Genomic DNA, 15,453 nt, shown 5'->3' with positions numbered 1-15,453 from the left:
TCGACTCCTTTATTGCCCTTTCTTCGGCGGCGTGGTGACGAAGCCGACCTTGGCGATGCCCTGCTGCTGGGCGATCTTCACCACCTCGCTGATCAGGTGATACTGGGTGGTCTTGTCGGCACGGATCTGAACCGGTGGCTGCGGTGTTTTCTGCGCCTCCACCGACAGCCGGCTTTCAATCGCACTCTTGCTGCTGGGTTCGTCATTGAGGAACAGCTCGCCGTTTTCGGTCACCGTGATGGTGATCGGAGGCACCTGCTGTTTTTCCTCTTTTTTCTTCTCGACCTTGGCTTCCGGCAGCGCCACCTTCACCTTGTGGTTCATCAGTGGCGTGGTGATCATGAAGATGATCAGCATGACCAGCATCACGTCCACCAAGGGCGTGACGTTGATTTCCGCCATCGGCGCGCCGTCTTCCTTATTGCCTACACTCGCACCCATGGTCGTGGCCTCCGTCAGGTCTCGGTCGATTGAGGACGATCAGTTCTTGCCGCCTTCGCCAACGCGCGCACCGGTGGCGAAGAAGTCATGCAGATCGTGGGCAAAGGTGTCGAACTGGTTGTTGGTCACCCGGTTGGAGCGCACGAACGCGTTGTAGGCCAGCAGCGCCGGGATCGCGGTGAACAAACCGATCGCGGTCATGATCAGCGCCTCACCCACCGGGCCGGCCACGGCCGAGATCGAGGCATCACCGGAAGAACCGATCTTGATCAGGGCGTGGTAGATGCCCCACACGGTTCCCAGCAGACCGACGAACGGGGCCGAAGAACCCACCGTGGCCAGCACGGTCAGACCGTCTTCCAGACGCAGGGACTCGCGGGTCACGGCCTGACGCAGCGCGCGATCGACGAACTCGGAACGGCTCAGCGATTCAGCCAGGCGAGACCCCTCGTGGCGGGAGTGGTGCGCCGCTGCCTGGGCGGCATCCAGCGCGATCTTGGAGAAGGGCTCCCACTTGGGCTGCTCTTCCATGAAACGGATCGCATCCTGGGCGTTCGGCGTTTCCCAGAAGGTATCCACGACACGGTCGGCGCGCGAACGCAGACGCATATTCTTGATGACGTTGATGATGATCCAGTACCAGGACATCACCGACATGATGGACAGCGTCAGGAAGACGGCCCAGCCAACCGCGTCGAAGTTCTGGATCAGATGGTCAAAGCCCATCTGCTGCAACGCGGCGGCGTTGTTGCCTCCGGCGGCGGCAGGTGCGGCGGCAGCAGTTTCTTGCAACATACGCTTAACCTTTTGTGTCGTGGATGAGGGTGGAACGGAAGGGATGGATCGGTTGGAACGGTACAGCAGGAAAAAACGGATCAGAACGGCTTAGAGCTTGAACTCCACCGGGACGCGAACGCGGCTGGCAACCTTCTGCCCGTTCCGGATCTCCGGATTGAAGCGCCACTTGCGTGCCGCCTGCATGGCCGAGCGATCCAGATTGCGGTTGCCGCTGGATTTCTCGACCTCCACATCGAGCACGTTGCCACTGGCATCGATGCTGATGATCAGGATGACGGTGCCCTGGATACCGCGGCGCTGCTCTTCCGGCGGATAGCGCGGCGGGTTCATGGCGCGCGAAGAAGGATCCACGCTGCCGCCGATATCCGGCACGGCCGGGGGCGGCGACGGCGGCGACGGCGGCGGTGCGGCCACGTCAACCGGACGGGACTCGCTCAGCACCACCGGCGGCTCCTCCGGCGGCGGCGGCACCGGTGATGGCCGCGGCGGCGCCAGGGTCTTGGGCGGCGTGAGCTGCTTGGGCGGTTCCGGCGGCGGCGGGGGCGGCGGCGGGGGCGGCGGCGGCGGTTCGATGAAGGTGACACTGACCACGTCTTCCTTCGGCATGTCCGGTGCCGGCGGTGCAATCGGTGCCAGCAGCAGCAGCAGGGCCGCGGCATGCAGGGCAAGGGCAACGCTGATACCGGCAATACGCGGCCAGCTCAAGCCGCTGTCGCGGTCGTCCTTCTTCTCGATGTAGGCGAGATGTTCCGTCATGCGCACGGCTCTGTTGTGGGGGAGCTCCGGCCGGATGCCGGAGCGGTGACTACATGGTCTTGCGACCGCAGGAATCCCCTAGTCTATACCAAGCCAGGGCACTTCTACCAAGCCCCGACGCTGGCGTATGTGAAAAACTGCGGCCTACGTCTCAACGCGAAAGAATGCGCTTGGCGTCCTCGGGCTTCTTTACGCCACGCTCCAGTGCCTGCTTGGCGGCGTCCTTGGCCTCAGCCTTTTTGCCGGCCACGTCAAGCACCTTGGCCAGGTTGAGGTAGGCCTCGCCATCAGCCGCCATGGGCGCGGCGCGACGATACAGCTCGATCGCCAGCGGCAGATCGTCATTGAAGTAAGCGTTCTGCGCCAGCACCTGGTAATCGCGCGCCAGATCCGGCCCGGGTTGCAGGATGCCTTTGGCGACACCGTCTTCGATCACCTTCTGCGCCTCAGCCCACTTGCCGGCGTTCATGTAGCCGGAGTAGAGCGCGCGCAGCTCACGGGATTCCGTCAACAGCCCGCGCTGATAGGCCTTCTCCAGAATCTTGACGGCTTCATCGAACTTGTCCGCCGCCTGCAACGCGGCGGCGGCATTCAACAGCAGGCGCTTGTCGTCGGGTTTTTGCTCCGCCAGCTGTTGCCAGAGTGCAGCCGCTTCTTCGTTGCGCTCCATGCTGGACAGGAGGCTGGCTTTCAGGCTCAGGTGTTCTGGCTTGTCTGTCTTGGTCTCGCTGAGAAAACGCTCCAGCGTCGCCAGCGCTTCCGGATACTTCTCCTGCTGGTACTGCATGACCACCAGGTTGTACATCACCGCGTAGTGACTGTTGTTGTCCAGCCCGTCGGCGGCAATGGCCTTGGAGAAGTACTCGATGGCTTTGTTCTGGTCATCGAGGTTGGCCGCGGCGTTGCCAGCCATGGAATAGGCAAACGACTTGTCATAGGCATTGGCCGCAGGCAGCGCGGCCACCTCTTCGGCCTTGGCAATCACGCCCGCCCAGTCTTCCTTTTCGTACAGCCCCTGCATCTCCTTCAGCAGCTTGATGCCTTTGGGCGAGGCGCTCGCCTCCGGAGAGTGCCGGGTGGCATTGGGATACTGAGCGGCCTGCTCCTGCGTCTTCTTGGCCTGCCGGTCGGCCATCCGGCGCGCCAAGCCGTCCTGTGCGGACACGGTCGGAGCAGCCAGTGCACCAGCCAGGGCGGTGACCAGGGCAAGCGAGAGCGAGCGACGGAGCAGGGTGTTCATACGACACAACCTCGAACAGGTGAAAGTGGAAACCAGACGACTGACGCTGACGGGGATTGGCAAGGCCCGCTGTATCTCACACAACGCGGTTGCCGGCAAGGCCGGCCATCGTCATCGCAATGATGATGACACTGCCGCCTGTGCGGCCTGAGAGATGCGGGCTGACGGTGGCGATCATGATGATGGCAGAACTGACGGCCGCCTTGAAATTTCCAATCCAATCAATCAGTTCCGCTCATCAAGCAAGGCGATCCCGACGCGCAGACGCATCACACGATTGGGTGCGCAAACGCGGTGCCCTCAACGACAGCGCGGGATGAACCCATCCTGACGTGCCTGCGCCATCACGGGCAGCAGACCATCGGCCCGCCCCTGCAACTCGCGCAAGCGTGAGACGGGATCGGGATGGGTGGACAGCCAGCGCGGCGGCCGTGCATCCCCCAGTGCCGCCATGTTGCGCCACAGCGTCACGGCGGCGCGCGGGTCGAAGCCGGCTTCCGCCATCAACTGTTGTCCGACCACATCGGCTTCGCGTTCCTGGGCCCGCGAATTGGGCAGCAGAAACCCAGTCTGCGCCAACAGGGACCCGCCTTCGGTGGCCAGTTGGCTGTAGTCGCCAGCCAGCGCGCCGAGAAGCTGCACCACACCGGCCGCGCCCAGCTGGCGGGTGATGCGCTCCTCATGGTGGCGGGCGATCACATGGCCGATCTCATGGGCAATCACTGCGGCCAGCTCGTCCTGGTCATGCGCCACGCGAAAGATGCCGGTATAGACCCCCACCTTGCCGCCGGGCAAGGCAAAGGCGTTGGGCTCGTCATTGATGAACACCGCGGTTTCCCACGGCAACTGCCGCCACGACGCGGGCAGCCGCGCCACCAGCGCGTTGGTCACGCAGGCCACGTACTGCTGCTGCGCAGGTGGCGCCAATCGCAGACTGGCTTTCTGTTCGGCAAAGGCCTGGCTGCCCAGCGCCTGCAACTGCGCCTGCGATACCGCCCCCACGTACTGGGTGCGACCGGTCGGTGAGGTGGTGGTGGCGCATCCGGCCAGCGCCGCCGCCAACAGCAGCGCCCGCCATCGCATTCCTGAGGTCATGCCTGGGCCGATATCAGACATCCAGGTTGGCCACTTTAAGCGCATTTTCTTCGATGAACTCCCGGCGTGGTTCGACGACATCACCCATCAACGTGCTGAACAGCGCATCGGCGGCCACCGCGTCCTCGATCCGCACCTGTAGCAGGCGGCGCGTCTCCGGATTGACCGTGGTTTCCCACAGCTGCTCCGGGTTCATCTCGCCCAAGCCCTTGAAGCGCTGGATCTGTCGGCCCTTCTTGGCCTCATCCATCAGCCAGGCCTGGGCCTGATCGAAACGGCTCACCGGCTGGGCGCGATTGCCGCGCACGATCCGCGCGCCTGCGCGCACCAGCCCATGCAACTGGCTGGCTGCCTCGCGCACGGGTTTGAGCTCGCCGTGCTCGAACAGGGGCTGCGGCAGCAGTTGCACTTGCTGTTCGCCCATGTGGCTGCGAACGATGCGCAGCGCCGGCGGCCGTTCGCCCTGGCCGGGCAGCCATTCCAGCGTGTACCGCGGCCGCCCCAGCCCCCCCTGGTTGAGCCGGGTCGCCAACGCGGCCAAGGCATCGGTCGGATCACCGTGCGCGGCGATGGACGCTGAATCCAGCGGCTGGAAATCGATCAACGCCTCGAGCACCCGCGAATCAAACCGGTGTGCGCTGCGGGCGATCGCCTCGCGGGCACGCGCATAGACCAGCAGGAGCTGTTCGAGCGCAGGCCCCTCGATTGGCGGCTCGCCCTCGGCCGGGAACAGTTGTGCGCCTTCCACCGCGCTGTTGGCCAGGTAGGCGTCGAGCGCGGCATCGTCTTTCAGATACAGCTCGTTCTTGCCCTGTTTGACTTTGTACAGCGGCGGCAGGCCGATGTAGATGTGGCCGCGCTCGATCAGCTCCGGCATCTGCCGGTAGAAGAAGGTCAGCAGCAGGGTGCGGATGTGGCTGCCGTCCACGTCGGCGTCGGTCATGATGATGACGCGGTGGTAACGCAGCTTGTCCGGGTTGTACTCGTCCTTGCCGATACCAGTACCCAGCGCGGTGATCAGGGTGCCCACCTCGGCACTGGAGAGCATGCGGTCGAAACGGGCACGCTCGACGTTGAGAATCTTGCCGCGCAGCGGCAACACCGCCTGGTTCTTGCGGTTGCGGCCCTGCTTGGCGCTGCCACCGGCCGAGTCGCCCTCGACGATGAACAGCTCCGACAGCGCCGGGTCTTTTTCCTGGCAATCGGCCAACTTGCCGGGCAGGCCGGCGATGTCCAGCGCACCTTTGCGCCGGGTCAGGTCACGCGCCTTGCGCGCCGCCTCGCGGGCACGGGCGGCATCGATGATCTTGCCAACGATGGCTCTGGCTTCGTTGGGATGTTCCTGCAGGAACTCGTCCAGACGGGCGGACACGATGGCTTCCACCACCGGCCGCACGTCAGAGGACACCAGCTTTTCCTTGGTCTGGCTGGAGAAGCTCGGATCCGGCACCTTGACCGACAGCACTGCGATCATGCCTTCGCGCATGTCATCGCCAGACAGCGCCACCTTGGCCTGTTTGGCGATGCCGTTCTGCTCGATGTAGTTCGTCAGGGTTCGGGTCAGCGCCGCCCGAAACCCTTGCAGGTGGGTACCGCCATCCTTCTGCGGGATGTTGTTGGTGAAGCAGAACATCGTCTCCTGGTAGGCGTCGGTCCATTGCATGGCCACCTCCACGGTGATGCCGTTCTGCTCACCCGTGACGGAAATCACACTCGGGTGCAGCGGGGTTTTCAGCTGCGCCAAATGCTCAACGAAGCTTTTGATCCCGCCTTCGTACTGGAATACGTCATGGCGGCCTTCACCGCGCTCGTCCACCAGGGTGATCTTGACGCCCGAGTTGAGAAAGCTCAGCTCGCGCAGGCGACGCGCCAGGATTTCGTAGTGGAACTCGGTGTCGCTGAAAATCTCGGGCGACGGCCAGAAGCGCAAGGTGGTGCCGCGCCGGTCACCCTGATCGCCCACCCGACGCAACGGGTACAGCGGTTCGCCCAGCGCGTATTCCTGCTGGAAATGGCCACCGTCACGCCAGATATCCAGCATGAGCCGGCTGGAAAGGGCGTTGACCACACTCACGCCCACCCCGTGCAGACCACCGGACACCTTGTAGCTGTTGTCGTCGAACTTGCCGCCGGCATGCAGCACGGTGAGGATGACCTCGGCCGCCGACCGGCCTTCTTCCTTGTGGATATCCACCGGGATGCCGCGACCGTTGTCGGCCACGCTCACCGAGCCATCGGCGTGGAGGGTCACCAGGATGTCATTGGCATACCCGGCCAACGCTTCATCCACCGAGTTATCCACAACCTCGAACACCATGTGGTGCAGGCCGGTGCCGTCGTGGACGTCACCGATGTACATGCCGGGACGTTTACGGACTGCTTCCAGCCCGCGCAGGACGGTGATCTTGCTGGAATCGTAAGACGATGACGGGGGCGTTTCGGGCTGCGGGCCCGGGGTATGTGGGTGCTGCGACATCGGCGCGTCTTGCTCCGCTGGACACGCCAGCAGGCGTGTCCGGATACTGATGGATAGGAAGCCTGCAGTATAGCCGACCCCCACCCCGGCCTGCCTGGCAACCGGGTCAGTCTGGGGCAACCGGGCCGGCGATTTGACCCTGTTCCACGTGAAACACGGCGGCGGCCGGCAGACTCCCACACCATCCCGCGGGCAGTTCCGTCCCGGTGACCAGCACCTGGGCGTCATAGGTCTGCAGTAGATCGAGCACCCGCTGCTGGTGGGCGCGATCCAGCTCCGACCCCAGATCATCCAACTGCAAGATCGGCCAGTCACCGCGCACACGTGCCAGATGAGCGGCCTGTGCCAGCAGCAACGCCAGCGCCAGTTGCTTGGTTTGACCGCGCGACAGGCCTTCGCGCCCGGGCAAATCGCACAACCGGATGCGCAGGTCGGCGCGATGTGGGCCCACACTGGTATGCCCCAGGGCTAGGTCGCGTTCGCGCGCCAGCAGCAAGGCGTCTTCCAGCGATTGCGTCTGCTGTCGCCAGCCTGGATACAGCTCAATGTCGATTCCCCCCGCCGCCGGCAATAACCGTGGAACAAGGTGATCCAGCTGAGACTTAAGCTCCGCCAGACAGGCGCTGCGCATCTGGGTGATCGCTGTGCCCGCCTGCGCTAGTTCCTGCTCCCAGGCATCCAGCTGTTCCAACCCATGCCGGTACCGCAGCAAGATGTTGCGTTGTTTGAGCGCACGGGCATAGCGCCGCCAGACCGGCAAAAACTCGTGTTCCACGTGAAACACGCTCCAGTCCAGATAGCGGCGGCGCATTTCGCCCCCACCCTCCACCAGAGCGTGGCTGCCCGGTTCAAACGTGACGACTGCCAAGGCCTGGCAAAGCTCGCCGAGCTGCTGCACGTCCCGGCCATCCAGACGCGCCTGCCAGTCCTGACCGGAATGACGCAGGCCGGCCCGATGGCAGCCGCCGTCGGCACGCTCCCATTCGACAAACACCGACAGCGCCGGCTGCCCTTGCCGCACCAACCCGTCGCGCACCCGTCCGCGGAAACTGCGGGCATGGCCGATCAGGTGCACGGCTTCCAACACCGATGTTTTGCCGCTGCCGTTGTCGCCCAGCAACAGGTTGAAACCCGGCTGCAAGGCCAGTTCGACCTGATCGAGGCGACGCAAGGCCTGGATCTGCAAGCGCCGGATCAGCATGGGGAAATCCCCGTGTGCGGGCGACCGAAACGGCGACGCCCGGAACGGGCCGGGCGTCGAAGGTCGTGTTCCACGTGGAACATGGTGTGCCGGATCACAGCCGCAATGGCATCACGACGTGGCGGGCCTGCGGATTGTCGGCGCCCTGGATGAGGGTGGAGGAATGGGCGTCGCGCATCTGCAGCAAAACGAACTCATCGCGTAGGGCAGTCAACGCATCCAGCAGATAAGTGACATTGAAGCCAATCGCCAGCCCATCCACGCTGGTCTGCGCTTCCACCTCTTCCAGCGCCTCCTCCTGCTCCTGGTTGTGGGCGCTGGTTTTCAGCAGGCCGGGCGTGATTTCCAGCCGGACGCCGCGATATTTCTCGTTGGACAGGATCGCCGTGCGCTGCAAGGCGGCGCGCAAGGCCTCGCGATCGACCTTCACGTGACGGTCAGCACCGATCGGGATCACCGCCTCGTAATCCGGGAACTTGCCGTCGATCAGCTTGCTGGTGAACGTCACATCATCTCGACGAATGCGGATGTGCGAGCGATCCAGTTCAAGGGTGATCTGCCGATCACTGCCGCCTTCCAACAGGCGCTGCATCTCCAGTACGCCCTTGCGCGGAACGATGATCTGGCGACGTCCGGACTGCCCATGTTCGAGCGGGGTTTCACACAGCGCCAGACGATGGCCATCGGTGGCCACGCAACGCAAGACGTGTTCGCGCAAGTCGAACAACAAGCCATTGAGGTAATGCCGGACATCTTGCTGCGCCATCGCAAATGCCGTGCGATCCAGCAATTCCTTCAGGGCCGATTCCGGCACGGTCACCTGCTCGCTGACCTGCATCTCGTCGAGGGCAGGGAAGTCGTTGGCGGGCAGCGTCACCAGGCTGTACCGGCTGCGCCCGGCTTGTACAGAGACCTTCTCGCCATTTTGACTCACGGTGATGCGGCTACCGTCGGGTAGCTCGCGCACGATTTCGAAGAACTTACGTGCGTGAATGGTGCATTCGCCGTCGATGCCATCTTCGATGGCGACGCGAGCCACCATCTCCACTTCCATGTCGGTGCCGGTCATGGACAGCAGCCCATTCTCAACCCGCACCAGCACGTTGGCCAGCACAGGCAGGGTATGCCGTCGCTCCACGACATTGACGACTTGCGCCAGAGGCTTCAGCAAGACTTCGCGTTGCAGGGTAAACCGCATGTGGACCCCTCGTCCGGTCTGTTCGTGCAGGAGCGCCCAAGCCCCTGCTTCTCAAAGAAGAATAACTGTGAAAACGCGGTGGTGCTGGTGTCCCAAAAAATCCGGGATAAGTGATACAACGTGTTGTTTCTAAAGCATTTTTTGATCACCGCAAGGCCTTGCACAAGTGCCGGTGGACTTGCGGACAAGCTGTGGATAAATGATCCGCCACATCGGCGTCCACCCGTTATCCACAGCCTGCGGGTGATTCATTCACTGAGTTTGCGCAGCAGTTTCTCCCAGTCTTCATGTAGCTTGGCATCGCTTTCGATCAGGCTGCGGATCTGCCGGCAGGCATGCAGAACCGTCGTATGGTCGCGACCATCGAAGGCCATGCCGATTTCCGGCAAGCTGTGTTCGGTGAGTTCCTTGGCCAGGGCCATGGCCATCTGGCGTGGCCGTGCCAGCGAGCGGTTGCGTTTCTTCCCCAGCATCTCCCGCAGCTGCAGTCCGTAGTAGTCTGCCACGGCCTTTTGGATGTTGGGGATGCTGATCGACTGCTGCTGGGCACGCCACAGGTCGCGCAGGGTTTCCTGGGCAAATTCCAGGGTCACCGGCTTACCCAGTAGCCCGGCCTGGGCGATCAGCTTGTTGATCGCGCCTTCCAGCTCGCGCACATTGCTGCGCATCTTCTTGGCGATCAGTTCGGCCACTTCGTCGGGGATCACCGCGCCACGCTCACGCGCCTTGGACAGCACGATCTGGGCGCGGGTCTCGAAATCCGGCGGGTCGATCGCCACCGACAGCCCCCAGCCGAGGCGTGACTTCAGCCGCGGCTCCAGGCCATCCACCTCGCGCGGGTAGCGGTCGCAGGTCAGGATGATCTGCTGGCGTCCCTCAAACAAGGCGTTGAACGTGTGGAAGAACTCTTCCTGGGTGCGATCCTTGCCAGCGAAGAACTGGATGTCGTCGATCAGCAACGCGTCGATCTTGTGGAACTGACGCTTGAACTGGTCGGTGGTTTTTTCCTGCAAGGAACGGAAAAACGCGTCGTAAAACGTGTTCGAGCGCAGGTACAGCACCCGTGCCGCCGGGTTGAGTCGACGCATCTCGTTGCCGGCGGCATGCATCAGATGGGTCTTGCCCAGACCGGTGCCGCCGTACAGCAACAGCGGGTTGTGGCCGCGGTCGCCGGGCTTTTGCGCGGCGTGCCAGGCAGCGGCGCGTGCAAGCTGGTTGCTGCGGCCTTCGACGAAGTTGTCGAAGGTGTAATGCGGGTCGACATTGCCATGGAACGGGCTGGCGGCCTCGTTGGACGCCGCCGCGGCCGCCGGGGTGACCGGGGCAGGCGGGGTGGCAGCACTCGGACGATGCGGGCTGCCCACATCCAGGACCACCTGGCTGAGCCCGCCGAAGTGATGCACCAGCTCACGAATACGTGGCAAGTAGCGCGACTGCACTTCGTCGCGCACGAATACGTTCGGGGCATACAGCACCAGGCCGTCGCCCTGGCGGGCGGGCAGCAGCGGGCGCAGCAGGGCCAGCACATCCTCGGGGGGTAACTCGGCTTCCAGGCGTTGCAGGCAGGCGGGCCAGACGTCCATGCGGGGTTGGATCTCGAAAACGGACACGGGCAGGATTCCGGGGGGAATCCTGTGGATAAGCGTTGGAAAGGTGCCAGCGTAGCATCGCGCCGGCATCCGCAAAACCCCAGCCACGCGGATATGGGCAGGCAGGCGTGTTGCGCGGCGTGCAATCGGTCGCTAAACTCTCCGGTCTTTTCCGTCAAGACTCAAGCGAGCAGGCCCGCCATGGCGACCAAGCGCACTTATCAGCCCAGCAATCTCAAGCGCAAGCGTGATCACGGCTTCCGCGCCCGCATGAAAACCGCCGACGGCCGCAAGGTGCTGGCACGGCGGCGTGCCAAGGGCCGTCATCGGCTGACCGTCTGAACGGCGCGGCCAGTCTGCCGCGGCCGGCCTTGGGCCGGAACCGATGACTTCATCCGTGACACCTCCGACGCCGGCGTCTGCTCAGGATGCCGGCGTCGCCGCGTCTGCGGCCAAAACGCGGCGGCACACCCTTCCACGTGGCGCCCGGGTTCGCCGCAAAGCCGAGTTCGCGCAGGTGTTTGAATCCGGAAAGCGGATCGGCACGCCGCTACTGGCGTTGCATTGGTACTTCGACGACGGCCCGGCCCGGCTGGGGTTGGCGGTGTCCCGTAAAACCGATCCGCATGCGGTGGGTCGCAACCGGATCAAGCGCGCTCTGCGCGAAGCCTTCCGCCAGTTGCGTCCCTGCCTGCGAGGGGGCGCCTATGTGCTGGTGGCGCGGCGCGATGCGGCGCAGGCCGACGGGCGCCAGCTGCGCGCCGCCCTGAACACACTGTTGCAGCGCGCCGGTGCGTTGTCGGCGACGCAGGTGCCGGGCACAATGCCGGCCGTCTTTCCTTCCCCCCGACGTCCCGCCGCGAACGGTTTCGCTGCGGGCCCGGAGCAGCCTGACCCATGAATCAGACCCGTACTTTCCTGCTGGCCGCCTGGCTGATGGTGGCATTTCTGCTCTGGCGTGAATGGGCGCAGCCGCCGCAGGCAGCGGCCACAGTGCCGGCTGTAACGGCCTCCTCCACCGGGGCGGCCGTGCCCACGCTGTCGGCCACCCATGAGCCCAGTGCGCAGGCGCCGGTCGCGCCCGTGGCGACGTCCGCAGCGCCGGTGCAAATGCGCAATGACGTGCTGGCCCTGACCCTGGATGGGGGGGCGGTCACCCGCGCCGAGCTGTTGACGTACCGGCAGAACCGCGACCCTGGTAGCCCGCCGGTGGTGTTGTTCAATCCTGATCCTGCCACCTTCTACGCAGCCGAGGCGGTCTGGCGCGATGCCCAGGGGCGGGCACTGGCGTGGCGTCCGCAGGGGCAGGCGCGTACATATGCACTGGCGCCTGGCCAGACCGAGGTGCAGGCGGTGTTCGTGGCCAGCGATGGCCGTGGCGTGACGGTGCAGCGCACCTTCACCCTGGCGCGTGGCAGTTACGCCCTGCGCGTCCGCGATGAGGTGATCAATGCCGGCACGACGCCCTGGCAGGGCGATATCGAGCGCCGGCTTGAGCGGGTACCGCCGGTCGTTGCGAGCGGGTTCACCAATACCGAGTCGTTCAGCCTCAACGGGGCGGCCTGGTACAGCCCGCAGGACAAGTACAAAAAGCGCAAGTATCCGGATTTCAGCAAAGACGGCCCGCTCAACCTGACCGTGACAGGCGGTTGGGTGGCGCTCTCGCAGCATTACTTCCTCACCGCCTGGGTGCCGCAGGCGGACCAGCCGGCATTGTTTGTGCTGGGGCAGCGTGGCCCGCTGTACAGCATCAGTGCCCGCGGGCCGGCCGTGACCCTGGCACCGGGTCAGCGCTTCACCAGCACGGCCACCTTGTGGGTGGGTCCCAAGCTGGCCGATCAGCTGGATGCCACCGCGCCGGGGCTGGGCCTTGCCATGGACTACGGCATCTTCACCGCCCTGTCCAAGCCGATCCATTGGCTGCTGACCCAGCTGCACAAGCTCACCGGCAACTGGGGTTGGGCGATCGTGCTGCTGGTGCTGCTGATCAAGCTGCTGCTGTATCCGCTGTCGGCCAAGCAGTACCAGTCGATGGCCAAGATGCGCAAGTTCCAGCCGCGCATTGAGCAGCTCAAGCAGCGCTACGGCGAGGACAAGCAGAAGTTCCAGATGGCCATGCTGGACCTCTACAAGAAGGAGAAGATCAATCCGGCGGGTGGCTGTCTGCCGGTGTTGATCCAGATGCCGGTGTTTTTGGCCCTGTACTACGTGCTGATCGAAGCGGTCGAGCTGCGGCAGGCGCCGTGGATCGCCGGCTGGATCAATGATCTGACCGCACGCGACCCCTACTTCATCCTGCCCCTGCTCAACGGGCTGATCATGTGGCTGACCCAGAAGATGACCCCGATGGTCGGCATGGACCCGATGCAGAAAAAGATGATGCAACTGATGCCGCTGGTGATGGCGGTGATGTTCGCCTTCTTCCCGGCGGGTCTGGTGCTGTACTGGGTGACCAACGGCGCGCTGGGCATGCTGCAGCAGTGGTGGAACACCAAGCGCTTCGCCGAGGCGGGAGAACCGGCTTGACCCCCCGTGCCCGGTGGCGGCTGGCCGGGCCCGCCTGCGCAGCCGCCGGCACGGCATCCCCGTTGGGCGACACCTGATTCTGCAATCATCCCGGCATGGCAGACACGGACACCATCGTCGCCATCGCCACCGCGCCCGGTGCTGGCGGGGTAGGCATCGTGCGTCTGTCCGGGCCGCGGGCGCATGCCATCGGCGAGGCCATCTGCGGTCGCAGACTGCAAGTGCGGCGGGTGCAGTACGCGCAGTTTCGCGATGCCGCCGGCGAGGTGCTCGATGACGGCATCGTGCTGTGTTTCCGCGCCCCGGCCAGTTTCACCGGGGAGGATGTGGTGGAACTGCAGGGCCATGGCAGCCCGGTGGTCTTGCAGGCCCTGCAGGCGCGCTGTGTCGAGCTGGGCGCTCGCCTGGCCGGGCCGGGCGAGTTCAGCCAGCGGGCATTTCTCAACGGCAAGCTGGATCTGGCCCAGGCCGAGGCGATCGCCGACCTGATCGCCGCTGCCGATCTGTACGCTGCGCGCGCCGCCCGCCGTTCGCTGGAGGGCGTGTTTTCGCGTCAGGTCGAACGGCTGATGGAGCAGGTCCTGCAGTTGCGGGTGCAGGTCGAGGCGGCGATCGATTTTGCCGACGAGCCGCTGGAAACGCTGGGTGGGGCCGCCTTACGGCAAGCCGTGCAGGACACCCGGCAGACCCTGGCCCGGCTCTGTCAGGAGGCTGAGCGCGGGCGGCGCCTGCGCGACGGGCTGCATGCCGTGCTGGTGGGCCCGCCCAATGCCGGCAAAAGCTCGCTGCTCAATGCGCTGGCGGGCAGTGAACGCGCCATCGTCACCGACATCGCCGGCACCACCCGTGATGTCTTGCAGGAAACCGTGCGGATCGGCGGAGTCGAGCTGACCCTGGTCGATACCGCAGGGCTGCGGCAGGCCGGTGATGCCATCGAAGCCGAGGGCATCCGGCGCGCGCGGGCGGAACTGGCACGCGCCGATCTGGCGCTGGTGGTGCTGGATGCGCGTGATCCCGACAGCGGTCGGGCCGCGGTCGCCGCTGATCTGGCCGGTGTTCCGCAGGTCTTGTGGCTGTACAACAAGGTCGATCTGCTGCCGGAGCCCCCCGTGCTGCCGGAGGGCGTGCTGGCACTGTCGGCGCGAACCGGTGCCGGGGTGCCGGCCTTGCAGGCGCAACTGGCGGCGCTGGCGGGTGGCCGCGCCGGGGATGGCGCATTCAGTGCACGGGCGCGGCATGTGGCCGCCCTGCAGCGCGCCGGCGAATGGCTGGCGCAAGCGCAGCAGGAGCTGGCCGTTGAGGCGCTGGAGCTGGCGGCCGAGGCGCTGGGGCAAGCCCACGCGGCGCTGGGCGAGATCGGCGGACGGGTGGACGCCGATGCCCTGCTCGGTCACATTTTTTCCAGCTTCTGCATTGGCAAGTAAGGCCCGACAGGCACAGGTTGCTTGACAATTGCGGGCAGTTATCGCGTGCTATGTTGCCTCAGGAGTCCACGCACGGGGGAAACACCACGATGTCTGCACGTCACAAGGGGTTTGCGGCTACGCTGCCGGTCGCCATGACCATGGCGGTCACGCTGGCGCTGGCCGCATGCAAGAAAGAGGAAACACCGGCGGCTGCGCCGGCGGCCACATCCGGGAACACGCAAGCACCCGCCACAGAGTCGGCGGTGGCGGCGTCGGTCTCGGCGATGAGCATCGACCAGCTGCGCGAGGCGGCCAGCAAGGCCTATAACGACAACCGTCTGTACGCACCGGCCGGCAACAATGCGATGGAGTATTACCTGGCGCTGCGCGACAAGCAGCCGGGCTCAATCGCGATTCCAGTGGAAACGGTTCATGTCTGATGGGGAGCATGGAGCCAAGGGTGACGGGGTAGATGCCTGAGCTTGGCGCACAGCAGGTAGCTGATGGCGATCAGGTTGGCGTCAGTGCGATAGCCCTTGGCGCGGGCCTTGGCGGCCTGGATCTGGGCGTTGAAGGCCTCGACCTGGCCGTTGGACAGGCCGGTGTCGAAATGCCGCAGGATGCCGGTGAGGTGGTCGCGGATGGTGGCACCGAGCTTCTTGAAGGGCGTCAGCCGACACCGTCGTGCCCAAGAGACCCACTTTCGGAGCAGCGGTTCGGCGGTGGG

At 64.9% G+C, this 15,453-nt stretch carries 15 protein-coding genes; 5 read left to right on the top strand and 10 right to left on the bottom strand.

The window, feature by feature from the left end; translation table 11 throughout:
• Positions 1-9: 9 nt before the first annotated feature.
• From BUA29_RS02620 to dnaA, 9 genes are all read right to left on the bottom strand, one after another.
• Positions 10-441: an ExbD/TolR family protein gene (locus BUA29_RS02620; RefSeq protein ID WP_072755082.1), complete on the bottom strand. Its 432-nt coding sequence runs from the start codon at positions 439-441 to the stop codon at positions 10-12.
• Between the two features lie 39 nt (positions 442-480).
• The gene (locus BUA29_RS02615) at positions 481-1,236 is read right to left on the bottom strand and encodes a MotA/TolQ/ExbB proton channel family protein (RefSeq protein WP_072755081.1); all 756 of its coding nucleotides are present in this window, start codon (positions 1,234-1,236) and stop codon (positions 481-483) included.
• Positions 1,237-1,326: 90 nt separating this feature from the next.
• On the bottom strand, positions 1,327-1,995 hold the full coding sequence (locus tag BUA29_RS02610; protein ID WP_072755080.1) for an energy transducer TonB: 669 nt from the start codon (positions 1,993-1,995) through the stop codon (positions 1,327-1,329).
• Between the two features lie 151 nt (positions 1,996-2,146).
• Entirely contained in the window at positions 2,147-3,235 is a 1,089-nt protein-coding gene (locus BUA29_RS02605) for a tetratricopeptide repeat protein (protein ID WP_072755079.1), read from the bottom strand.
• Between the two features lie 300 nt (positions 3,236-3,535).
• Complete coding sequence (locus BUA29_RS02600; protein WP_072755078.1) at positions 3,536-4,318, bottom strand: M48 family metallopeptidase; 783 nt, start codon at positions 4,316-4,318, stop codon at positions 3,536-3,538.
• A gap of 25 nt (positions 4,319-4,343) precedes the next feature.
• On the bottom strand, positions 4,344-6,806 hold the full coding sequence (gene gyrB, locus BUA29_RS02595; RefSeq protein WP_072755077.1) for a DNA topoisomerase (ATP-hydrolyzing) subunit B: 2,463 nt from the start codon (positions 6,804-6,806) through the stop codon (positions 4,344-4,346).
• 106 nt (positions 6,807-6,912) lie between these two features.
• Positions 6,913-8,007: a DNA replication/repair protein RecF gene (gene recF / locus BUA29_RS02590; RefSeq protein WP_072755076.1), complete on the bottom strand. Its 1,095-nt coding sequence runs from the start codon at positions 8,005-8,007 to the stop codon at positions 6,913-6,915.
• 94 nt (positions 8,008-8,101) lie between these two features.
• On the bottom strand, positions 8,102-9,205 hold the full coding sequence (gene dnaN / locus BUA29_RS02585) for a DNA polymerase III subunit beta (RefSeq protein WP_072755075.1): 1,104 nt from the start codon (positions 9,203-9,205) through the stop codon (positions 8,102-8,104).
• Positions 9,206-9,453: 248 nt separating this feature from the next.
• The gene (gene dnaA / locus BUA29_RS02580) at positions 9,454-10,788 is read right to left on the bottom strand and encodes a chromosomal replication initiator protein DnaA (RefSeq protein WP_072755074.1); all 1,335 of its coding nucleotides are present in this window, start codon (positions 10,786-10,788) and stop codon (positions 9,454-9,456) included.
• Between the two features lie 207 nt (positions 10,789-10,995).
• Between dnaA and rpmH the strand changes: the two genes are divergently transcribed.
• The 5 genes from rpmH (at position 10,996) to BUA29_RS02555 (ending at position 15,166) form a co-directional block, all read left to right on the top strand.
• On the top strand, positions 10,996-11,136 hold the full coding sequence (gene rpmH / locus BUA29_RS02575; RefSeq protein WP_072755073.1) for a 50S ribosomal protein L34: 141 nt from the start codon (positions 10,996-10,998) through the stop codon (positions 11,134-11,136).
• A 55-nt stretch (positions 11,137-11,191) separates the two neighbouring features.
• On the top strand, positions 11,192-11,695 hold the full coding sequence (rnpA, locus tag BUA29_RS02570) for a ribonuclease P protein component (protein WP_245770485.1): 504 nt from the start codon (positions 11,192-11,194) through the stop codon (positions 11,693-11,695).
• Positions 11,692-13,320, top strand: coding sequence for a membrane protein insertase YidC (gene yidC, locus BUA29_RS02565; RefSeq protein ID WP_072755071.1), 1,629 nt, complete (start codon positions 11,692-11,694; stop codon positions 13,318-13,320). Before rnpA ends, yidC begins: the two co-directional genes overlap by 4 nt.
• 95 nt (positions 13,321-13,415) lie before the next feature.
• A complete protein-coding gene (mnmE, locus tag BUA29_RS02560) occupies positions 13,416-14,744 on the top strand; it encodes a tRNA uridine-5-carboxymethylaminomethyl(34) synthesis GTPase MnmE (RefSeq protein WP_072755070.1) in 1,329 nt (442 codons plus the stop codon).
• 89 nt (positions 14,745-14,833) lie between these two features.
• Entirely contained in the window at positions 14,834-15,166 is a 333-nt protein-coding gene (locus BUA29_RS02555; protein WP_072755069.1) for a hypothetical protein, read from the top strand.
• Here BUA29_RS02555 and BUA29_RS02550 read toward each other — a convergent pair.
• Positions 15,157-15,453, bottom strand: a 297-nt coding sequence (locus tag BUA29_RS02550) for a transposase (protein ID WP_143148779.1), incomplete at its 5' end; no start/stop codon positions are given. The two genes, BUA29_RS02555 and BUA29_RS02550, sit on opposite strands and share 10 nt — an antisense overlap.

This window comes from Thermomonas hydrothermalis (assembly GCF_900129205.1).
Classification (GTDB): domain Bacteria; phylum Pseudomonadota; class Gammaproteobacteria; order Xanthomonadales; family Xanthomonadaceae; genus Thermomonas; species Thermomonas hydrothermalis.
This window is presented reverse-complemented; position numbering and strand designations above follow the sequence as displayed.